This window comes from Megasphaera sp. NM10 (genome assembly GCF_000417505.1).
GTDB lineage: Bacteria > Bacillota > Negativicutes > Veillonellales > Megasphaeraceae > Megasphaera > Megasphaera intestinihominis.
In genome coordinates this window covers 19,221-36,097 of sequence record NZ_APHY01000004.1, presented here as the reverse complement: position 1 = coordinate 36,097, position 16,877 = coordinate 19,221, and the positions used below count along the sequence as shown (strand labels likewise).

The 16,877-nt window shown below is 50.9% G+C and carries 27 protein-coding genes; all 27 read left to right on the top strand.

Translation table 11 applies throughout. From position 1 onward, the window contains the following. Positions 1-12 precede the first annotated feature (12 nt). Positions 13-408, top strand: coding sequence for a DUF2577 family protein (locus NM10_RS01005; protein WP_020309770.1), 396 nt, complete (start codon positions 13-15; stop codon positions 406-408). After that, positions 405-830: a DUF2634 domain-containing protein gene (locus NM10_RS01000; protein ID WP_020309769.1), complete on the top strand. Its 426-nt coding sequence runs from the start codon at positions 405-407 to the stop codon at positions 828-830. The genes NM10_RS01005 and NM10_RS01000 overlap by 4 nt, the downstream gene beginning before the upstream one ends. Continuing rightward, complete coding sequence (locus tag NM10_RS00995) at positions 823-1,854, top strand: baseplate J/gp47 family protein (RefSeq protein WP_020309768.1); 1,032 nt, start codon at positions 823-825, stop codon at positions 1,852-1,854. The genes NM10_RS01000 and NM10_RS00995 overlap by 8 nt, the downstream gene beginning before the upstream one ends. Next, complete coding sequence (locus NM10_RS00990) at positions 1,847-2,497, top strand: putative phage tail protein (protein WP_020309767.1); 651 nt, start codon at positions 1,847-1,849, stop codon at positions 2,495-2,497. Before NM10_RS00995 ends, NM10_RS00990 begins: the two co-directional genes overlap by 8 nt. Next, complete coding sequence (locus NM10_RS00985; protein ID WP_020309766.1) at positions 2,497-3,456, top strand: phage baseplate protein; 960 nt, start codon at positions 2,497-2,499, stop codon at positions 3,454-3,456. The genes NM10_RS00990 and NM10_RS00985 overlap by 1 nt, the downstream gene beginning before the upstream one ends. 14 nt (positions 3,457-3,470) lie before the next feature. Continuing rightward, a complete protein-coding gene (locus NM10_RS00980; protein WP_020309765.1) occupies positions 3,471-4,292 on the top strand; it encodes a hypothetical protein in 822 nt (273 codons plus the stop codon). Between the two features lie 165 nt (positions 4,293-4,457). Then, the gene (locus tag NM10_RS00975) at positions 4,458-4,772 is read left to right on the top strand and encodes a hypothetical protein (protein WP_020309764.1); all 315 of its coding nucleotides are present in this window, start codon (positions 4,458-4,460) and stop codon (positions 4,770-4,772) included. A gap of 4 nt (positions 4,773-4,776) precedes the next feature. Then, entirely contained in the window at positions 4,777-5,205 is a 429-nt protein-coding gene (locus NM10_RS00970) for a hypothetical protein (protein WP_020309763.1), read from the top strand. Positions 5,206-5,218: 13 nt separating this feature from the next. Next, positions 5,219-5,641 carry a hypothetical protein gene (locus NM10_RS00965; protein ID WP_020309762.1) on the top strand — a complete coding sequence of 141 codons (423 nt, stop codon included), beginning with the start codon at positions 5,219-5,221 and terminating at the stop codon, positions 5,639-5,641. Between the two features lie 12 nt (positions 5,642-5,653). Next, entirely contained in the window at positions 5,654-6,880 is a 1,227-nt protein-coding gene (locus NM10_RS00960; RefSeq protein ID WP_020309761.1) for a DUF6273 domain-containing protein, read from the top strand. Positions 6,881-6,929: 49 nt separating this feature from the next. Continuing rightward, positions 6,930-7,385 (top strand): hypothetical protein, encoded by a 456-nt coding sequence (locus NM10_RS00955; RefSeq protein ID WP_020309760.1) that lies wholly within the window; start codon positions 6,930-6,932, stop codon positions 7,383-7,385. Between the two features lie 251 nt (positions 7,386-7,636). Further along, positions 7,637-8,683, top strand: a complete 1,047-nt coding sequence (locus tag NM10_RS00950) for an RNA-directed DNA polymerase (protein ID WP_020309759.1) — start codon at positions 7,637-7,639, stop codon at positions 8,681-8,683. Further along, positions 8,676-8,858, top strand: coding sequence for a hypothetical protein (locus NM10_RS00945; protein ID WP_020309758.1), 183 nt, complete (start codon positions 8,676-8,678; stop codon positions 8,856-8,858). Before NM10_RS00950 ends, NM10_RS00945 begins: the two co-directional genes overlap by 8 nt. Further along, positions 8,851-8,994, top strand: coding sequence for an XkdX family protein (locus NM10_RS00940; protein WP_020309757.1), 144 nt, complete (start codon positions 8,851-8,853; stop codon positions 8,992-8,994). The genes NM10_RS00945 and NM10_RS00940 overlap by 8 nt, the downstream gene beginning before the upstream one ends. Further along, positions 8,981-9,142, top strand: a complete 162-nt coding sequence (locus tag NM10_RS13935; protein ID WP_192813530.1) for a hypothetical protein — start codon at positions 8,981-8,983, stop codon at positions 9,140-9,142. The genes NM10_RS00940 and NM10_RS13935 overlap by 14 nt, the downstream gene beginning before the upstream one ends. Further along, the gene (locus NM10_RS00935) at positions 9,135-9,350 is read left to right on the top strand and encodes a hypothetical protein (RefSeq protein ID WP_020309756.1); all 216 of its coding nucleotides are present in this window, start codon (positions 9,135-9,137) and stop codon (positions 9,348-9,350) included. Before NM10_RS13935 ends, NM10_RS00935 begins: the two co-directional genes overlap by 8 nt. A gap of 14 nt (positions 9,351-9,364) precedes the next feature. After that, positions 9,365-9,709, top strand: coding sequence for a hypothetical protein (locus tag NM10_RS00930; protein ID WP_020309755.1), 345 nt, complete (start codon positions 9,365-9,367; stop codon positions 9,707-9,709). A gap of 5 nt (positions 9,710-9,714) precedes the next feature. Next, on the top strand, positions 9,715-10,344 hold the full coding sequence (locus NM10_RS00925) for a hypothetical protein (protein WP_020309754.1): 630 nt from the start codon (positions 9,715-9,717) through the stop codon (positions 10,342-10,344). A gap of 13 nt (positions 10,345-10,357) precedes the next feature. After that, positions 10,358-10,744: a Tar ligand binding domain-containing protein gene (locus tag NM10_RS00920; RefSeq protein WP_020309753.1), complete on the top strand. Its 387-nt coding sequence runs from the start codon at positions 10,358-10,360 to the stop codon at positions 10,742-10,744. A 448-nt stretch (positions 10,745-11,192) separates the two neighbouring features. Continuing rightward, complete coding sequence (locus NM10_RS00915; RefSeq protein WP_020309752.1) at positions 11,193-11,627, top strand: hypothetical protein; 435 nt, start codon at positions 11,193-11,195, stop codon at positions 11,625-11,627. Positions 11,628-11,710: 83 nt separating this feature from the next. Continuing rightward, entirely contained in the window at positions 11,711-11,887 is a 177-nt protein-coding gene (locus NM10_RS13930; protein WP_020309751.1) for a hypothetical protein, read from the top strand. Between the two features lie 120 nt (positions 11,888-12,007). Beyond that, on the top strand, positions 12,008-12,307 hold the full coding sequence (locus NM10_RS00910; protein WP_020309750.1) for a hypothetical protein: 300 nt from the start codon (positions 12,008-12,010) through the stop codon (positions 12,305-12,307). Between the two features lie 333 nt (positions 12,308-12,640). Then, positions 12,641-14,332, top strand: coding sequence for a glutamine--tRNA ligase/YqeY domain fusion protein (locus tag NM10_RS00905; protein WP_020309749.1), 1,692 nt, complete (start codon positions 12,641-12,643; stop codon positions 14,330-14,332). 98 nt (positions 14,333-14,430) lie between these two features. Further along, positions 14,431-14,706 carry a DUF4321 domain-containing protein gene (locus NM10_RS00900; RefSeq protein ID WP_014016527.1) on the top strand — a complete coding sequence of 92 codons (276 nt, stop codon included), beginning with the start codon at positions 14,431-14,433 and terminating at the stop codon, positions 14,704-14,706. An 18-nt stretch (positions 14,707-14,724) separates the two neighbouring features. After that, positions 14,725-15,285, top strand: a complete 561-nt coding sequence (locus NM10_RS00895) for a Maf family protein (RefSeq protein ID WP_020309748.1) — start codon at positions 14,725-14,727, stop codon at positions 15,283-15,285. Continuing rightward, a complete protein-coding gene (radC, locus tag NM10_RS00890) occupies positions 15,282-15,971 on the top strand; it encodes a RadC family protein (protein WP_020309747.1) in 690 nt (229 codons plus the stop codon). The genes NM10_RS00895 and radC overlap by 4 nt, the downstream gene beginning before the upstream one ends. A gap of 106 nt (positions 15,972-16,077) precedes the next feature. Further along, on the top strand, positions 16,078-16,839 hold the full coding sequence (locus NM10_RS00885) for an EFR1 family ferrodoxin (protein WP_204365335.1): 762 nt from the start codon (positions 16,078-16,080) through the stop codon (positions 16,837-16,839). Positions 16,840-16,877: the final 38 nt, after the last annotated feature.

Below are 16,877 nucleotides of genomic sequence, written 5' to 3'. Positions count from 1 at the left end.
GAGGTGGCCACTATGGCAGGAATCCCTTCGGCCTCGCAGTCTGCGGCGGCCATCGTCGATGTGATGCATAGCGTAGTGCAGGGCGACCTTCCACGCGGCGCGCAGGTAGGCATTGTCGTAAGCCCGCCGCCGTCACTGGTGGTCAAGATGAACAATATTGAAATCACAGCCAAAGACGTCTACTGTTCGCGGTATCTGCTGTCTGGGTATACCCGCCATATGGTCGGCCAGACAAGTGACCGGGGAGGTGGGTCCGGGGATGCGGCCTATGAGAGCCACAACCATCCCATCGATAACGATGAGACCTGGACGGATACACTGAAACCGGGGACGCTGGTCCTCTTGATACCGATTTACGGCCAGAACGAGCAGCTGTACTGGCTGGCAGACAGCGGGGTGAAATTATGAGTGCAGAATACCCCTTTACCGGGGCCGTATCTGTCAATACCTATACGTCAGACCTGCCAGTCCCTAAGGAATATGCTTGGGATTTTGACAAGGACTGTTTTTTGTATGACAAAACAGGCAGGCACGTCATTGTTGAAAAGGACGAGGCCATCAAGGTATGGATCTACAAAGCCCTCAGTACGGAGCGTTTCCGATACCTGGCATACAGCTGGCAGTATGGCATTGAACTCAGGCCGTTCATAGGCAAGGTTATGGGGGTACAGCAGAGATACAGTGAAATCAAACGGATTATCATTGAATGTTTGATGGTAAATCCGTACATCAGAAGTATCGACAATGTAGATATATCACATGATGGAGACAAAGTTTCTATTGCTATTACGATTACGACGATTTATGGGGAGGTGAGCGTCGATGTATGAAGCCAGAGGACAGGATGAGATTTTAAAGGAACTGCAGGAAAACTCGAGTTCAGCTGTATCGAGTTTTGAAGGTACCTTTACGTATGATTCGTTTGCCACCAATAGTATTGAGTTCGCCAAGCAGGAAGTCGAACGGGAACAGGCCTATAGAGCCATGTTTGCCCGGACCAGCTGGGGCGAATACCTTGAAATGCGGGCGGAGGAACATGGCATTTTCCGGCGACAAGCTGTCAAAGCGAAAGGGGCTGTCACGGTCTCCGGTAATGGCACCGTGCCACAAGGAAGCATATTCCAGACGGCTACAGGGATTGCTTTCTATACAACAAAAACCGTCACGATTACCCAGTCCGGTAATATCCCTGTTGAGTGCAGTACTGCCGGGACGACGGGAAATGTAAAAGCTGGCACAATTACTGTCATCCCTATGTCTATCCCAGGTATCAGCTCCGTGACGAATGCCGACGCTACCTACGACGGATTTGACGAAGAAGATGACGCTATGCTGTACAATCGGCTAATTTTCAAAGTGCGCCAGCCTGCGACATCAGGAAATGTGAATGATTATATTGAGTGGGCTACGTCTATAGCCGGGGTCGGCCATGTGGCCGTTGTACCCCTTTGGAATGGAAATGGCACAGTAAAAGTTATTGTCACAGACTCTAGTGGGAATCCGGCGTCATCGAATCTGCTGACGCAGGTATCCACTACGATTGAAACGAAACATCCTATCGGATCTACGGTATCTGTCGTTGCGCCGACTATTTTAGAGTTACATATTGCACTGACACCTACTGAGGGCAAAGGCGATGCAGACGCTATCAAAACGTTGCTGAACGATTATTTCGCGTCCAAAAAATTCAGCGGTGAGAAAGTTTCTCTTGCGGTTATAGGGAAGATGATTATCGGCGACGATTCAACAAACGTCACAGATTACGACTCCCTTACAATTAACGGCGATACGAAAAACATTTCCTTAACAGACGAACAGATACCAAGAGTAACGGAGGTGGTGTTCAATGGCTGATGCTCCGGATTTCCAACTCTTACGGAATACCAAGGTTGACCTGAGTCGATATCTTCCGGCTTTCCTGTTCCGCGATACTGCCTTTGGTGATGCATTGAATACCTTATCTTATGAGCATGAATTGCAGCGGTTGACACTGGCAGGTGCTGCTAAACAGGCATTTGTCCAGACCGCAACCTGGGGCCTGGATGACTGGGAAGAATTTGTAGGGCTGGAACATGCCCAGGCAGATACGGTACAGACTAGAAGAAATAAAATCCTGATGAAGCTGGCAGGCACTGAGTCTGTGACGGTATCATCTCTTGAGGTTCTCATCAATCAATATATACTCGACAAAAGCGGCACTGTTACTGACCACCCTGAGACATACAGCGCAGATTTCAACATTCCACTAGTTGATAAGATGAGCCTGCTTAGCATCGCCAAAGACGTGCGTACATATATTCCGGCTCATATCGGACAGGTGTATAAAACGCACGCAGATACAAACGTAGAGAACCACATTGCCATGCTGAAATCCACGGTAAAGACCATTGATGTTTATCCAGTAGCCGTTGAAAAAATTGCTCCAGAATCGGGATTCTACGTTGCTATGGCGATGACAACGACAGAAAGACTTACTTTGTATATAGGAGGCATTTAATGGCAACTTACAACCAATTTGTAGTGACAGATGCTGGGCGCGCGCTGCTGGCTAAAGCGATCGCGAATAAAGGCACGTTCACGGTATCATCTATCAAGACGAGCTCGCATACGTACACACAGAGCGCGATTGCAGCGCTCACATCACTCGACGATATAAGACAGAGCTTCCCACTGGCGTCAGCCACTACAGTAGACAGTACAACTATCAAACTCGAATTCAACGTTACCAATGTCGGACTGGCTGCGTCGTACACGCTGGCCACGCTGGGTGTCTACGCGACGTACAATAATTCCGAGACGCTCTTTGCTGTCAGCACGGCAAATGACCCTGACATCATGAATGCTGAGCAGGCAGGCGCGCTGGTACGCAATATCCTGACCACTATCTACATCAAGACCTCGAATGCATCGAGCATCAGCATTGCCGTCGCAATGGACACGTACGTTACAAAGGCGATGCTCGATGCCGCTGAGAAGAAAGCCCTAGACCTTGCGCACCCGATTGGAAATGTTTACTTGAATATCGGTGGCGCAGACCCGGCGACGGCTTTCGGGGGAACTTGGAAGAAGATTGAAGGGTCATACCTGCTTGCGTCTGGGAGCTATGACGGCGTGACGCTAAAACCGGGAGCTCGAGTCGGCGAAACTCGACATGAAATTTCGCTGGAAGAGATGCCAAATCATGGCCATGAAGGGAATACTGACTATAACGGTAACCACCATCACGGTACCTGGGGCGAACATTCTAAATACGGCGGCGGGCCATTTGGCGTTTATGACAATAACTCAAATCACGCTGGCTCTAACGGCGGCGTTGACTGGGATAACATAATTTACAATACGTCAACAGACGGGGACCACATCCACCACTTCACGACCAGCAAATCCGGGGGCGGCAATCCAATGAGAGTAATGCCGCTTGCTACCGTCGTCGATGCATGGTATCGCACTGCATAAGGAGGTGACATAGTATGTCAAATTTTTCGAGCGGCTACGCGCTGACGACTGCCGGCGCAAAGCTCATGGCGGACGTCGAGGCTGGCAAGCTCACGCTCAAGCTGACAAAGATGCAGCTCGGCAGCGGGCATGCGAATACGGTCGATGACTATGCCACACGCTCGGCGCTCTTTGCACCGCAGAATGCGATGATCATCACGAGCATCACGACGGAGGACGCCGGCGATGTGCGCACGTGCTTACTCACTGCATCCCTGACGAGCGAAGCAGTAGAAGCTGGATATGAAGCGACAGAGCTAGGCATTTTCGCGCAAGACAGTACTGGCAAAGAAATCCTTTACGGGGTTTGCTACGATAGTACACCTGGCTACATTGCATGTAAGACGGACGGTAATAATGTGCAGATGGTTTTCCACGTACGCATCGCTACGACCAGCAAAACAACGGTCGAATTGGTACTGCCGAAGACCGCCGAAGAGCTCGTCGCGCTTGCACAAGAAAATTCCGCCAAAGCCATTGACTGCGCTACCGCTGCGGCAAAAAGCGCATCTGATGCATCTACAAGCAATAGCTACGCTCAGGCCGCGATGAGCAGCGCAGCTGACTATGCCAGCAAAGCAAAAAACAGCGCTACAGACGCCGCATCGAGTGCCACCGCCGCATCTACTCAGGCCGCCGCGGCCGCCGCATCGCAGTCCGCGATAGCTGATGTGCAGGTCAGCGTAGAAAAAATGTATCGCGCGATGTGCTACGATATTGTAGGACCGCCCCCCGAGTTCATGGCGGTGGCTAATTTTATCGTCGGCGCAGGACCGGCAGCCATGGCATCGGGCTAAAGGAGGGGGAGGGGCATGGCAGATACAAACAGGGGGCCTCGACTGAGTGGGGCTGGTGGGAGCGGTAGCCGCACTGCGATTATGCGTACTGCGTGCGCGGCGTCTCCGATGGTGGCCGCATCCGCTCATCACCGGCTGGACGATTTGCAAGAAAGGGTGAAATAAATGCTGAAAATAATCGGCACAAACATCTATCACATCCGCGGCGATACGGACAGCTTTGACGTAAATCTGACGCAGGAAGATGGCTCGGACATCGGACCTTATGCTGCCGTTTTTAGCGTCAAGAAAAAAATCACCGATGCCGGGTATGTCTTCCAGGCCCACGTCCAAAACGGCGTCGTGTCGCTAACACCTGACCTGACGGCCGATTTGGAGGCCGGGGACTATGTCTGGGACATCGAGGTCCGGACCCAGGACGGCTGGGTACAGACCGTTGGGCCGGGTATTTTTCGGGTCATCGCAGACGTAACGAGGTGATAAGATGGCAATACTAAAAGCTAAACTGAGCAGCCGAGGCCCGCAAGGCTACAGCGCTTATGACATTGCTGTACAGCATGGTTACACGGGCACGGAAGATGATTGGGTCAATAACTGGCTCCGGGGAACAATTATATCTATCACGACCGACTCAGAAAATAACCTGGTCATGACCGACATTAACGGCAATATTTTCTCTGTCCCTGTACCCAGTCTGAGCGAATCAGCTGACTCTGCGGCACAGGCCAAACAGTCCGCTGCCGATGCAAAAGCCCTGGCGGATATAGCCACACAAGACAAAGATGACATTGCTGGTGTAAAAGAAGCCGTAGAAGCGGCGTACCATGCTATGCTTTTTGACATCATCGGCCCGCCACCTGAAGAAATGAGCAACGGACATTTTATAGTAGGCGCTGGCCCTGCTGTCATGTAAAGGAGGTGACGATATGGCAGACACAACCACAACAACAAAAGGCGGATACTCCCGTATCCAGCACTCTATCGCGACAGCGGCGGAATGGGAGAAATACAACCCGGCCATCCGCCCCGGTGAGCTACTCTTTGTCAAAAAGCCGGACGGCAAAACGAGTGTAAAAGTAAACACCGGAGACAGCGATACCAAGTATGAAGACATTGCTACTGTATGGGACCAGGGCGTAGCCGACCAGCTACAAACCAACCTGGCCGACACGAAAGCCGCATCCAGCGCGGCAGTAGACGCAAAGAACGCGGCCCAGACATATGCCCGGCAAGCCGAAGCGACTGCGAACGCCATCAAAGAAAAAGAAATACTGGCTATCACAGACAGCGTACAGCTTGCAATCAACACCGAAGACGGCGGTCTGGACCTCGTCATTACGACAAAATAAGGAGGATGAAATATGGCAACAGATATTGTAAATTTTCCGCGACGCGAGGACTACACGCGCATCGCAGCGGCCATCGAATCGCAAAACGATATTTTTAGGAATCACTTTAAAACAGCCGGAGAATCGGCAGTAAGGTCCTGGGAAGGCTTCCGCAACCTCTGTCGTGCAGGCGGCATCCGAACGTACTACAGCGTAGGCGACCAGCTCCAGTGCAAGAAAGGCGACACGACGCTGACATGGGACATCGTGCATATCGGCGACGTCGAGGAGACGGGCGGCAACTACGTCATCTTGCAGACACATGACTGCCTGCCGATGGACACGATGGAATTTGACTCGCGCGAGGCGATTTTCCGCACAAAGACGGAGTTGCCTGCTGGCACGTATCACTTTACGACAGTTACGTCTGGCATCGCGGATCTAAATTGGACGGACTCTAGTAAATCCGGGTGGACAAAAAGCTGGCAGTTTACGACGACAAAAGCCGTGCCGGCCGGTGGTCAGATCAACTTCGCAAAAGGCATGGACTGGGATACGAGCCTTGCGCCGCTCGGTATCGCGACTTACTCGACGCCATCGGACACGACAGCACTTGAGACAGTTGCGCTCGCAGAGGGCACAGATGGCACGGACCTCGCAACGCTCGGCACGGTCAATCATGCGCAGCGCATCTGCTATGGCTACAATCGATGGAGCCAGTCTGGACTCAGACAATGGCTCAACAGCAAAGCAGGCGCGGGCGCATGGTGGAGCCCGCGTAATGATTTTGACCGCCCAGAGCATTATGCGACATGGGCGGGCTTTATGAATGACCTCGATGCCGATTTCCTTACTGTCATCGCGAAGTCGAACCTCATCACTGACATCAATAAAATCAGTGACGCCGGCGGTCACGAAACGACGCAGGACTACTTCTTCCTGCCCGCGATGGTCAACCTCAATGGCGGCGACAACTTCTACAACACCCCTGGCTCGGCTGTACAGGACATCGAAGATACGGTCATCTGGGACTACTACACGAAATTCCGCCGCGACGGCAAGACCGGCACAAATGTCGAACAAGATGATAATCGTCGCAAGTACAAACAGGGGACATCAACGGAATGGTCCTGGTGGGAACGGTCGCCGGGCTGCGATAATGCGTACAACGTGCGCTTCGTCACCGATGGCGGGCGCACTTGGTGGCACATCGTCGCGCACGGCTTGTACGGTGTCGCCCCGGCTTGCCGCATCGAATAATCGAAGAATCCGCCGCCCCTCGGCGGCGGATGGATAGGGGAGAAGAGAAATGGCTATACCGAAATCAAAGCGCACAACAACGCCGCTCAGCGTGCTTATCGAAGCAGATACGCTTGCGTGTTACACGATACTGATCTGCACTGATGAGAGTCGCTTTCCGAAGCGCTACCGCTGGTGCCTGACGCAACAGATTATCGAGTCAGCAGTGCGGGCAAAGATGCATATCGCAAACGCAAACTCGGTTTACGTCAATGACCATGAGAGCGCGATACTCCGACGCACGTATCAACAAGAAGCTATCGCGGATGTCGCAGCGCTGAGCGCGGCGATGGATACCGCTTTTAAGCTTCTCAGCGGCCTGCGCCATATCGACACGACAGGCAAGCCGAAGAAGCACATCAATATCGCGACGTGGACGGCGCAGCTCGATAAAGTCAAATCACTACTTCTCGCATGGAAGAAATCCGACACAGAGAAATATAAAAAGTACACGGATATGGGCTGAGCGCTGTAGGGTCGCCGAACTGCGATAATGCGTACAACGTGCGCAACGTCACCGATGGCGGGCGCACTTGGTGGAACAACAACGCGTACAACTTGAACGGTGTCGCCCCGGATTACATAGGCCGGATAAAGTAGCAACCGCGAAATCAGAGCCGATGCAAGGAGCGCGAAGCCCGTCCTCCAAAAGGAGGCAAACAAGATGCCGCGACGCGGGCAGCTTACGCTGGCCCCGCTATCCGCGCGGCTACTACTATGAGTAAAACAGCAAAGGAAGTCGTTACAGGCTTCGGAAATCTCTATGATGCGATGCAACACTGTGCGAACGGCGTGCGCTGGAAAGCGAGCGTCATCAAGTACCTGCAAAACGGGCTTACAAATACCGAGAAATTGCGGCAGGAGATTCTGGTTGGCACGTATAAGCTCGGCAGGCAGATTGAATTTAAAGTGTACGAGCCGAAGGAGCGGAACGTCGTGGCTATGCGATTCCGCGATAGGCAAGTCCAGCGGTCACTTTTACATAACTACTTGGCATCTGAATTGACGCGCCATTTTATCTATGACAACGCGGCGGGCCAGGCTGGGAAAGGACCTGACTTTTCAATTCGTCGTATTAAGATAATGCTCGAAAAGGCACACCGTCTTTACGGCGATAATGTCTACGCGTACACGTATGACATCAAGAGCTTCTTCGGCAGTACACGGCATGACGTGGCCAAAGCGGCCGTCCGTAAGCGCGTACGTGATGACTGGGCGTGCCGACTTGTCGAGCAGATCATTGACAGTTTCCCAGGAGATGTCGGCATCGGCCTTGGCTCGGACGTAGCGCAGTACATCGAGCTTGCCGTACTTGATGACCTGGACCACTTTATCAAAGAGCAGCTGCGCGTAAGATTTTATGCGCGGTACATGGATGATTTTGTCATCATCACAGACGGCAAAGAACACGCAGCAGAGTATCGCAAAGCAATCGAGCAGGAGCTCGCGCGAATACACTTACAGCTGCACCCGAAGAAATGCCGCGTTGTGCCCGTATCACGTGGCTTTAAGTGGCTCGGCTTCCGGATACGCGTCAAGCCGTCCGGCAAGATACTCGTCACCCTAAACAAAGATAAAATCTATCATGAGCGACGTAAGCTCAAGAAAATGGTCCGGTTGGCAAAGTCCGGCAAATTGCCGCGAGAAACCGCGGATACCAGCTTGCGGTGCTGGGCCGCCCATGCAGTACACGGCAACAATTATAACGTCATCAAAAAGATGCATGAATATTATAGAAATCTATGGAGGGATGTAAATGTTTAAAGCAATCACGATGGAAGAGCGCTTACAGAAAGCGGAAACAGCAAACCGAGCCCTGCGCTCTCAGCTCGATCAGAGCGTAGCACAAACGGCCTATGTCGCAATGATGAGCGGCGTAGACCTGCCAACAGCAGAAACGGCACAAAATGCGGTGGGAGGAGGCGAAAGCGATGAGTAAGTGGTATGCGAAAATTAAAGGATGGTACGAAGCAGGCTGGTGGACTAAGCTGATGGTTAAAAATGCTGTCACAAAAGAAAAAATCACGGCAGATGAATACAAAGACATTACAGGCGAAGACTATGTCACTGACTGAAGTTATTGACGTGCAATGCGAAATCATCAAGATGCAAAACAAATTGATTGGAAAGATGGCAATTGAAATCGGTATGGAAAATATCTTTACAGAAGAGATGAGCCGCATTAATGCACTAAAAGAAAGAATCGAGGCGCAAGATGAATGAAAGCGAACTAGTAGCAAAGCTTGAAAGAATCGAGCGGCAGCTGACAAATCTCAACCGTGACGTCGTGATGGCTATCGAATCCGGAAAGTCCGCACATCACCGTATCGATGATCTCAAACATGACATCTGCTGGACACTAGGCACGAGCGTGACAGTTGTCGGCATTTTCGCGTCAGTGCTTACGTCTGTATTGTCGCGTATGCAGTGATTGGAGATGAGACCATGAAAAATAAAATCGTGGCCATCGGCCAGTGGGGCCAGAAGCACTGGCTCCAATTAATCATCATTATGAGCATCCTTATGATGATATTTTTGTTCCTTGTGCTGTTCAGCTGGCTTTTCGGCTATTGGAGCAACGCACTGAGGGGGACGCGCTTTGAATTGATGAGTTGCTGGAGTGGCGTGACGGCTGTCGGGGGTGGTATCGCGACAGTTGTAGGTCTTGGCAAAGCGTGCTGGACAAAATATGGATATGACAGCCGTTTCAATTCCGCGCGATACACAATGCCAGCGCAACCGCCAAACGCGCCCACAGCGGAAAATCACACGGAAAAAATGAAAGGATGATGACTATGTTAGGAGATTTAAGCGCACAATACGAAAGTAACGGCGACCCGGCCTGCATCAGTGACGGCTACGGCGATCCCGGCGGAAAATCCTACGGGACATATCAGTTCAGCTCCAATGCGGGCAGTCTGGGCCAGTTCGTCAGCTGGCTGAACAACAATTATCCGCAATACGGAGAACAGCTCAACGCATATCCCTTATGCAGTGACAGCTTTGATGAAGCATGGCGCAATATTGCCGCAAGCGACAGTGATGGCTTTGCACAGGCACAGCATGAGTATGTCAAGGCGGCGTACTACGACCCGGCCTGCCAGATTCTGGCGGACAATTACTGGCACATCGAGAACCATCACGACGTTCTCCAGGATGTCGTATGGAGCCGTGCTGTACAGTATGGCGTCGGGAATATCCTCGACATGTGGACCGAAGCCGTTCACAGCATGTTCAATGCACAGACGGGAAACTATGACGGCTATCCTAATTTGAGCTACATCGACTCCCCGGAATACGACTATGATTTCATTGTGGCCGTATATAGCGTATGCAAGACCCCGGAATGGAATAGTTCGTCGCTCCGGGACAGCTTGAACAACCGTTTTGACAGTGAAATGCATGATGCATTGTCGCGTTTGTAGGAGGTGATCCATTTTGTATCTTCCGCAGCTGAAAGAGGAGGTTGATAAGATTGCCGAAAATCCGAAAGTCCTTATTATCCTGGGTTTGCTGTTTATTTTTCTCGCTGGTGCCGGCGGCTGGCTTTTGTTCCGGCACTACGACAACATGGAACGGGCCGACCGTGACAATGTCCGTGCAACAATACGAAACGCTCAAGAACTCAATCGAGACGCTCAAGCGGAACTCAATCGAGCGCGAACAGCTAATCAATCAGCAGAATCAGCAAATCAAAACGCTCAACGAGCAGCTGACGATCTCGCAGACTCAACTACAAAACTCTCGGACCTCAATCGATCAGACGCAGACGCGATTGACGCAGCAGAGCGAGTCTTTAACGACGTTGAGCGAGCAAATCAATAAAGAAGCGCATAAAACCGCAACCGCAAAGAGACAGCGGGATACCTTGGCTGTCGTAGCCGGGGCCCTGGCTGTTAGCTGTTTAATAAAATAAATCATATTATGTAACAAGCCCCTGGTCACGAGCGTGGCCAGGGGCTATTTTTTTTATTGCAAATTTTGCGAGAGGTGGTATACTATAGTTAAGTCACGGCAGAGATATTCTGACCGCGAGGGTTGAAATTGTAAAATTGATTAGTACGTTAGTACCCGATCAAGCAAAAAAGGCTTGTCTACCAAAACGGTATGACAAGCCTTTTTTGCTTCTTTTAATTGGACAGAGAGTAGGAAACTTAAAAAAAAACTGAAAAAATCTAAAATTATACTTGACATATTGTACTACATGCAGTACAATATAATCAGAAAGAGGGACAAGGAAGTCCCGGGAAGAAGTCGAAAGGAGCGACAAAAAATGAAGGTAAATATTACATACAGCTGTGGCCATGAAGGAACTATCGAAGTATTCGGTAAAGCGGAAGAACGCGAACGAAAAATCAAGTATTTTGAAGAATATGGGCTTTGCCCTGATTGTTACAAAGAAGAAAAAAAGGGCGAAGAAAAGGCCTTTGCTGAAAAGTATGGGCTGCCGGAATTACAAGGCTCAGAAAAGCAGATTTCTTGGGCCGAAAGTATCCGCAAGGAAAAAATTGAAGCGTTTGATAAGGAAAAACCGGCGATTCGCAAAGGCGCCGGGGACGATTTCGCAGAATTTCTCAACGAATTTGCTGATAAATATTATAAAAATAATTCGGCATCGTGGTGGATTGACCACCGAGAATGGAGAACATTTAAAAAAGACCTGTTAGGGAAAGCTGTAGCTGATTTCAAGGCACAAGATGCTAGATAAAACAGTTACGTCGACCCCGTCGAGAATTCGGCGGGGGCTAATTTTTTATTTTTCTTGTCTAAAAGAAACAGGAGGGATAATATATGGAAGAAAGCAGAAAAAAAGCCAATAGAAAATGGCTCAAAGCGAACTACGAATCAATCACTATCAGAGTCCCAAAGGGGACTCGTGAACAGATTAAGGTCTGGGCCGATAGCGCCGGCCTGAGCATGGCGTCTTACATCAGAGAGGCCTGCAAAGAGAAAGCTGAAAAGATCTAAAAGCAGACTTGATATATTGTACTACATGCAGTAGAATATAATCAGAAAGAGGGAAGCAGAAAGGAGACGGGATCATGGAAATGTTCAACGAAGAGCTTACGGCTCAACTGAAAAAAATGAATGATAGACCATGAAAATGAAAAAAAGAGCTACTATGAATGGTGGCAGGGTCAGAATGATTTTGAACATATGAAAAGGGTTTTCATGACCCATTATTTAGAATCGACGTTGTACCAGGACAGAGGGTACGGCCAAAAAGAATATTTAGAATGGATACTCAAATTGATTGACGACAAAAAGAAACGTGAAGAACGGAAAGCAGTTAAGAAGGAAAAGATTAAATTAAATTTAGGGAGAGGCGAAGAAATAACTGGCCCCATCTATGATGATGATGAAAAGCCAACATATTACAAGTGGTAAAAGGATTTGAAGATTGCAGAACAATAACCGAAAAGTAGATAAAAAGGACAGCTCGGAATGAGCTGTCCTTTTATTTGCAATAAAGCATAATAAAGCGGCGCCCATTCCATTGTGAGTGGACGCCGCTTTTTTTATGTCACATCAGCCTGCCGTCAAAAATTCGTCAAAAAAAAAGAAATGAAACTACGTGAAAATAAATCAATCAACTTTTGCCAGATTCGATAAAAACCGCTAGTTTGCTTAATTTATAGCAGAACATTGCAAAGCAAGCCATGTTTAGGTTATAATGTGGTATTGAAGGCATTTATACATATATGAAAGGGAGATACATCGATGGATAACGAAACGACCAAAAATTTTATTGAAACTATTATCGATGAAGACAACGAAAAGAATACATATGGCAAGCGGGTCCATACCCGTTTCCCGCCGGAACCGAATGGCTATCTCCACATCGGCCACGCCAAGTCGATCTGCCTGAATTTCGGCATTGCCAAGAAATATGGCGGAATAACGAATCTCCGCTTTGATGACACGAATCCGTCGAAAGAAAATACGGAATATGTAGAATCGATTAAACGCGATGTCAAATGGCTCGGTTTTGACTGGGACGACCGCATGTTCTATGCGTCGGACTATTTCGATAGACTCTATGAATACGCCAAGAAATTGATCCGCCTGGGCAAGGCTTATGTCGACGATTTGTCGAGTGATGAAATCCGCGAATACCGCGGCACGTTCAATACGCCGGGGAAGGAAAGCCCGTACCGTAACCGCAGCGTCGAAGAAAACCTCCAGCTCTTTGAAGATATGAAAGCCGGCAAGTTCGCCGATAGCGAAAAGGTACTGCGCGCCAAGATCGATATGGCCAGCCCGAACCTCAACATGCGCGATCCGGTCCTTTACCGTATCGTCCATGCTTCGCACCATCGGACAGGCGACAAATGGTGCATCTATCCGATGTACGACTTCGCCCATCCCGTATCGGACGCCATCGAACGCATTACTCATTCTATCTGCACCTTGGAATTTGAAGCTCACCGTCCGCTGTACAACTGGGTCCTCGAAGACTGGGACGATCCGGAAGGCCAGAAACCGCGGCAGATCGAATTCGCCCGCCTGAATGTCACTAACATGATCACGAGCAAGCGTAAACTGCGCCTCCTCGTCGAAAAGGGCATCGTCAGCGGCTGGGATGATCCCCGTATGCCGACGGTTTCCGGCATCCGCCGCCGCGGCTATACGCCGGAATCAATCCGCGACTTCTGCGAACGCATCGGCGTCGCCAAGGCAGACAGCATGGTCGATATTTCCCTCCTGGAATACTGCATCCGCGAAGACCTGAAGATGAAAGCACCGCGCTTGATGACGGTCATCGACCCGATCAAGGTCGTCCTCACCAATTATCCAGACGGCAAGACGGAAACGATGACGGCCGACAACAATCAGGAAAATGAAGCCATGGGCACGCGCGAAATGACGTTCAGCAAGAACCTTTATATCGAACGCAACGACTTCATGGAAGAACCGGTCAAGAAGTTCTTCCGCCTGGCTCCGGGCAAGGAAGTCCGCCTCAAGTATGCATACATCATCAAATGCGAAGAAGTCATCAAAGACGAAGATGGCAACATCGTCGAACTGCACTGCACGTATGACCCGGAAAGCAAGAGCGGCAGCGGTGCCAACGCCAACCGCAAGGTCAAAGGGACGTTGCACTGGGTCAATGCCGAAGATGCTGTCGACGTCGAAACCCGCGTCTATGACTATCTCTTGAAGGACGACGGCAGCGAGGAAGAAGGGGAAAGCAAGAATTTCCTCGACCAGATCAATCCCCACAGCCTCGACGTATACCACAGCAAGGCCGAAAAGGCATTGGCAACGTATCATGTCGGTGATAAGTTCCAGTTCCTGCGCCAGGGGTATTTCGTCATTGATCCCGATACGACGGCAGACCACCTGGTCGTCAACCGCATCGTCGGCCTCCGCGACACCTGGGCTAAGATGCAGAAAAAGAAAAAACAATAAGCGATTATTAAAAAAGGGGCTGCCTTTCTCAGAATGGATTAGAATTTCATGAGAAAGGGCGGCCCTTTCGTATCTTGCGTGTATAATGGAGGTAGGCCATGAAAACCCCTGGCTCACACAGTCTGTTGTTCTTCTTTATTTTCCTCATCGTCGGCGGTATCCTCGGTGGCATCGTCGGAGAGGCCCTGTATGCTGTTCCGGCCTTGAAGGGTATCCTGCCGGCCCTGACGCAGCATTATGAAATCTTGAATATCCAGAATATTCACCTCAATCTCTATCTCATGGAATTGCAGTTTGGCATCCATCTGGCACCGAATATGCTCAGCATCATCGGCGTCATCCTGGCAGCCATTCTCTTTCGTCATCTTCAATAATTTAGGAGGGATTATTACATGCTCATCTTAGCTTCTGGTTCGCCTCGTCGCCGCGAACTGCTGACGCAGATCGGCGTCGCCTATATGGTCAATCCGAGTACGTACAGTGAAGAATCACCGAAGAAAAAGAATCCGGAAAAATACGTCCAGGCCCAGGCGTTGGGCAAGGCCCGCGATGTAGCTGAAAAATTCCCGGGACAGTGGGTCCTCGGCGCCGATACGATTGTCGCCATCGATGGGGAAATGCTGGGCAAGCCCCGCAATGAAGCCGCTGCCGTCGAGATGCTACGGGAATTGTCCGGAAAGAAACACTCCGTCTATACGGGCATCGCTTTGATCAATGGCCATAAGGAATACACGAAGGTCGTCGAAACGAAAGTCTGGTTCCGACGACTGAGTGAAAAGGAAATCAAAGCCTATGTCGCTTCTGGGGAACCGCTGGACAAAGCCGGTGCCTATGGCATACAGGGCCGGGCTGCGGCTTTCGTCGATAAGATCAATGGTTCCTATACCAACGTCGTCGGCCTGCCCTTGTCCCAGGTATGCAAGTTGTTCCACAAAGCCAAGGTCCATGTATGAGCGACCCTTTCCGCAGCCTCGCTGTTTGTGAGAAACCGCGGGAAAAATTCCTCCGTCACGGTCCTTCGGCTGTGACCGACCAGGATTTGCTGGCGATTCTATTGCGGACGGGTACGAAGGGACAATCCGTCCTCGATGTGTCGCGGCAGGTCCTTCATTCCCTGCCAGGGGAAAATATTTGTTATCTCAGTGATACCAGCATCGGCGACCTCTGTCAGATTCCCGGAATCGGGACGGATAAGGCCGTCACGGTCTGTGCCGCCGTCGAGCTGGGACGGCGTATTTCCCGGCAGCACGTAAAGGAAGCGGCGCCTGACTTCAGTACGCCCCAGGCCATTGCCGGCTATGTCATGGAAGATCTGCGCTTTTTGCCGCAAGAGCAGTTCGGCGCCGTCTATTTATCGACGAAGAACCAGCTCATCGCCTATCGCACGCTGACCATCGGCACGATCAATGCCAGCCTGGCCAAGTCGCGGGAAGTCTTCCGCTATGCCCTGCGCTACAATGCCGCAGCTGTCGTCCTGGTCCATAACCATCCGTCAGGCAACCCCGAACCGAGCCACGAGGATATCGTCGTGACCCAGCGCATTGCCGACGCCGGCCAGATCATGGAAATACCCGTCCTCGACCACATCATCATCGGCGACGGGACCTTCGTCAGCCTTTGCGAGCGCGGTTACGTGTAAAGACAAATGTATCAAGACAAATGACAGGGTTTCATGATATAATGGATGTAAAATACCGTCCGCCTGCAAGCGGGAAACTGGCAGTGCGGTCTCTGAGGTGAGCCTTATGATTCTTTACTTTTCAGGAACGGGAAATTCATTATATGTGGCCAAGAAGCTGGCTGAACTGACTGGTGATACGGCCGTGCCGATTTCGGCTATCCATGAACGGTGCCAGCGTATCCAGGATCGCATCATCGGCTTTGTCTTTCCCGTCTATTTCGGGGATCTTCCCGAACCCATACAGGATTTCATCAGACAGGTCCGTTTCCAGAAATCGACCTATTTTTATGGCATTGCTACTTGCGGCAGTGCGCCTGGCCGGTCGCTCAGGACGATGGACCGGATCCTCCGGCGTCAACATTGTTCTTTGTCCTACGGGGCTGTCCTGCCGATGATCGCCAACAGTACTATCGCGTCGCGGCGCCATATCCGCTACGATATGAACCGCCTGGACCACGCCGATGAACTGGTCGCTGCCGCAGCCGATAAGATACGCGGGCAGGTCCGGGATACGACGGCCATCCATTCGTCGCTGTCGGCCTGGCTCATGAACCTGGGCCTGATCCGCCATGCTGGGGAACGCTGGCTGACGCCAGCTGTCGATGGGGGACGCTGCGTTGCCTGCGGCCTCTGTGCCCGCATCTGTCCGGTGAGCAATATCATCTGTACGGCGAAAGGGGCCGTCATCGGCTCTCATTGCAGCCATTGCCTGGCCTGTGTCCACTGGTGTCCCCAGCAAGCCGTCACCGTCCATGGTAAACAGATCCTCTCTGAAGACCAGTACCACCATCCCGACGTCACGGCTGAAGACATGATGCGGCGATAAGAGTAAAAAGGGGCTGTCGCATGTGCGACAGCCCCTTT

Coding starts and splice junctions, on each gene's coding strand:
- NM10_RS01005 (WP_020309770.1), top strand. CDS start 13: ATGGCAGGAATCCCTTCGGCCTCGCAGTCTGCGGCGGCCATCGTCGAT.
- NM10_RS01000 (WP_020309769.1), top strand. CDS start 405: ATGAGTGCAGAATACCCCTTTACCGGGGCCGTATCTGTCAATACCTAT.
- NM10_RS00995 (WP_020309768.1), top strand. CDS start 823: ATGTATGAAGCCAGAGGACAGGATGAGATTTTAAAGGAACTGCAGGAA.
- NM10_RS00990 (WP_020309767.1), top strand. CDS start 1,847: ATGGCTGATGCTCCGGATTTCCAACTCTTACGGAATACCAAGGTTGAC.
- NM10_RS00985 (WP_020309766.1), top strand. CDS start 2,497: ATGGCAACTTACAACCAATTTGTAGTGACAGATGCTGGGCGCGCGCTG.
- NM10_RS00980 (WP_020309765.1), top strand. CDS start 3,471: ATGTCAAATTTTTCGAGCGGCTACGCGCTGACGACTGCCGGCGCAAAG.
- NM10_RS00975 (WP_020309764.1), top strand. CDS start 4,458: ATGCTGAAAATAATCGGCACAAACATCTATCACATCCGCGGCGATACG.
- NM10_RS00970 (WP_020309763.1), top strand. CDS start 4,777: ATGGCAATACTAAAAGCTAAACTGAGCAGCCGAGGCCCGCAAGGCTAC.
- NM10_RS00965 (WP_020309762.1), top strand. CDS start 5,219: ATGGCAGACACAACCACAACAACAAAAGGCGGATACTCCCGTATCCAG.
- NM10_RS00960 (WP_020309761.1), top strand. CDS start 5,654: ATGGCAACAGATATTGTAAATTTTCCGCGACGCGAGGACTACACGCGC.
- NM10_RS00955 (WP_020309760.1), top strand. CDS start 6,930: ATGGCTATACCGAAATCAAAGCGCACAACAACGCCGCTCAGCGTGCTT.
- NM10_RS00950 (WP_020309759.1), top strand. CDS start 7,637: ATGAGTAAAACAGCAAAGGAAGTCGTTACAGGCTTCGGAAATCTCTAT.
- NM10_RS00945 (WP_020309758.1), top strand. CDS start 8,676: ATGTTTAAAGCAATCACGATGGAAGAGCGCTTACAGAAAGCGGAAACA.
- NM10_RS00940 (WP_020309757.1), top strand. CDS start 8,851: ATGAGTAAGTGGTATGCGAAAATTAAAGGATGGTACGAAGCAGGCTGG.
- NM10_RS13935 (WP_192813530.1), top strand. CDS start 8,981: ATGTCACTGACTGAAGTTATTGACGTGCAATGCGAAATCATCAAGATG.
- NM10_RS00935 (WP_020309756.1), top strand. CDS start 9,135: ATGAATGAAAGCGAACTAGTAGCAAAGCTTGAAAGAATCGAGCGGCAG.
- NM10_RS00930 (WP_020309755.1), top strand. CDS start 9,365: ATGAAAAATAAAATCGTGGCCATCGGCCAGTGGGGCCAGAAGCACTGG.
- NM10_RS00925 (WP_020309754.1), top strand. CDS start 9,715: ATGTTAGGAGATTTAAGCGCACAATACGAAAGTAACGGCGACCCGGCC.
- NM10_RS00915 (WP_020309752.1), top strand. CDS start 11,193: ATGAAGGTAAATATTACATACAGCTGTGGCCATGAAGGAACTATCGAA.
- NM10_RS13930 (WP_020309751.1), top strand. CDS start 11,711: ATGGAAGAAAGCAGAAAAAAAGCCAATAGAAAATGGCTCAAAGCGAAC.
- NM10_RS00910 (WP_020309750.1), top strand. CDS start 12,008: ATGATAGACCATGAAAATGAAAAAAAGAGCTACTATGAATGGTGGCAG.
- NM10_RS00905 (WP_020309749.1), top strand. CDS start 12,641: ATGGATAACGAAACGACCAAAAATTTTATTGAAACTATTATCGATGAA.
- NM10_RS00900 (WP_014016527.1), top strand. CDS start 14,431: ATGAAAACCCCTGGCTCACACAGTCTGTTGTTCTTCTTTATTTTCCTC.
- NM10_RS00895 (WP_020309748.1), top strand. CDS start 14,725: ATGCTCATCTTAGCTTCTGGTTCGCCTCGTCGCCGCGAACTGCTGACG.
- radC (WP_020309747.1), top strand. CDS start 15,282: ATGAGCGACCCTTTCCGCAGCCTCGCTGTTTGTGAGAAACCGCGGGAA.
- NM10_RS00885 (WP_204365335.1), top strand. CDS start 16,078: ATGATTCTTTACTTTTCAGGAACGGGAAATTCATTATATGTGGCCAAG.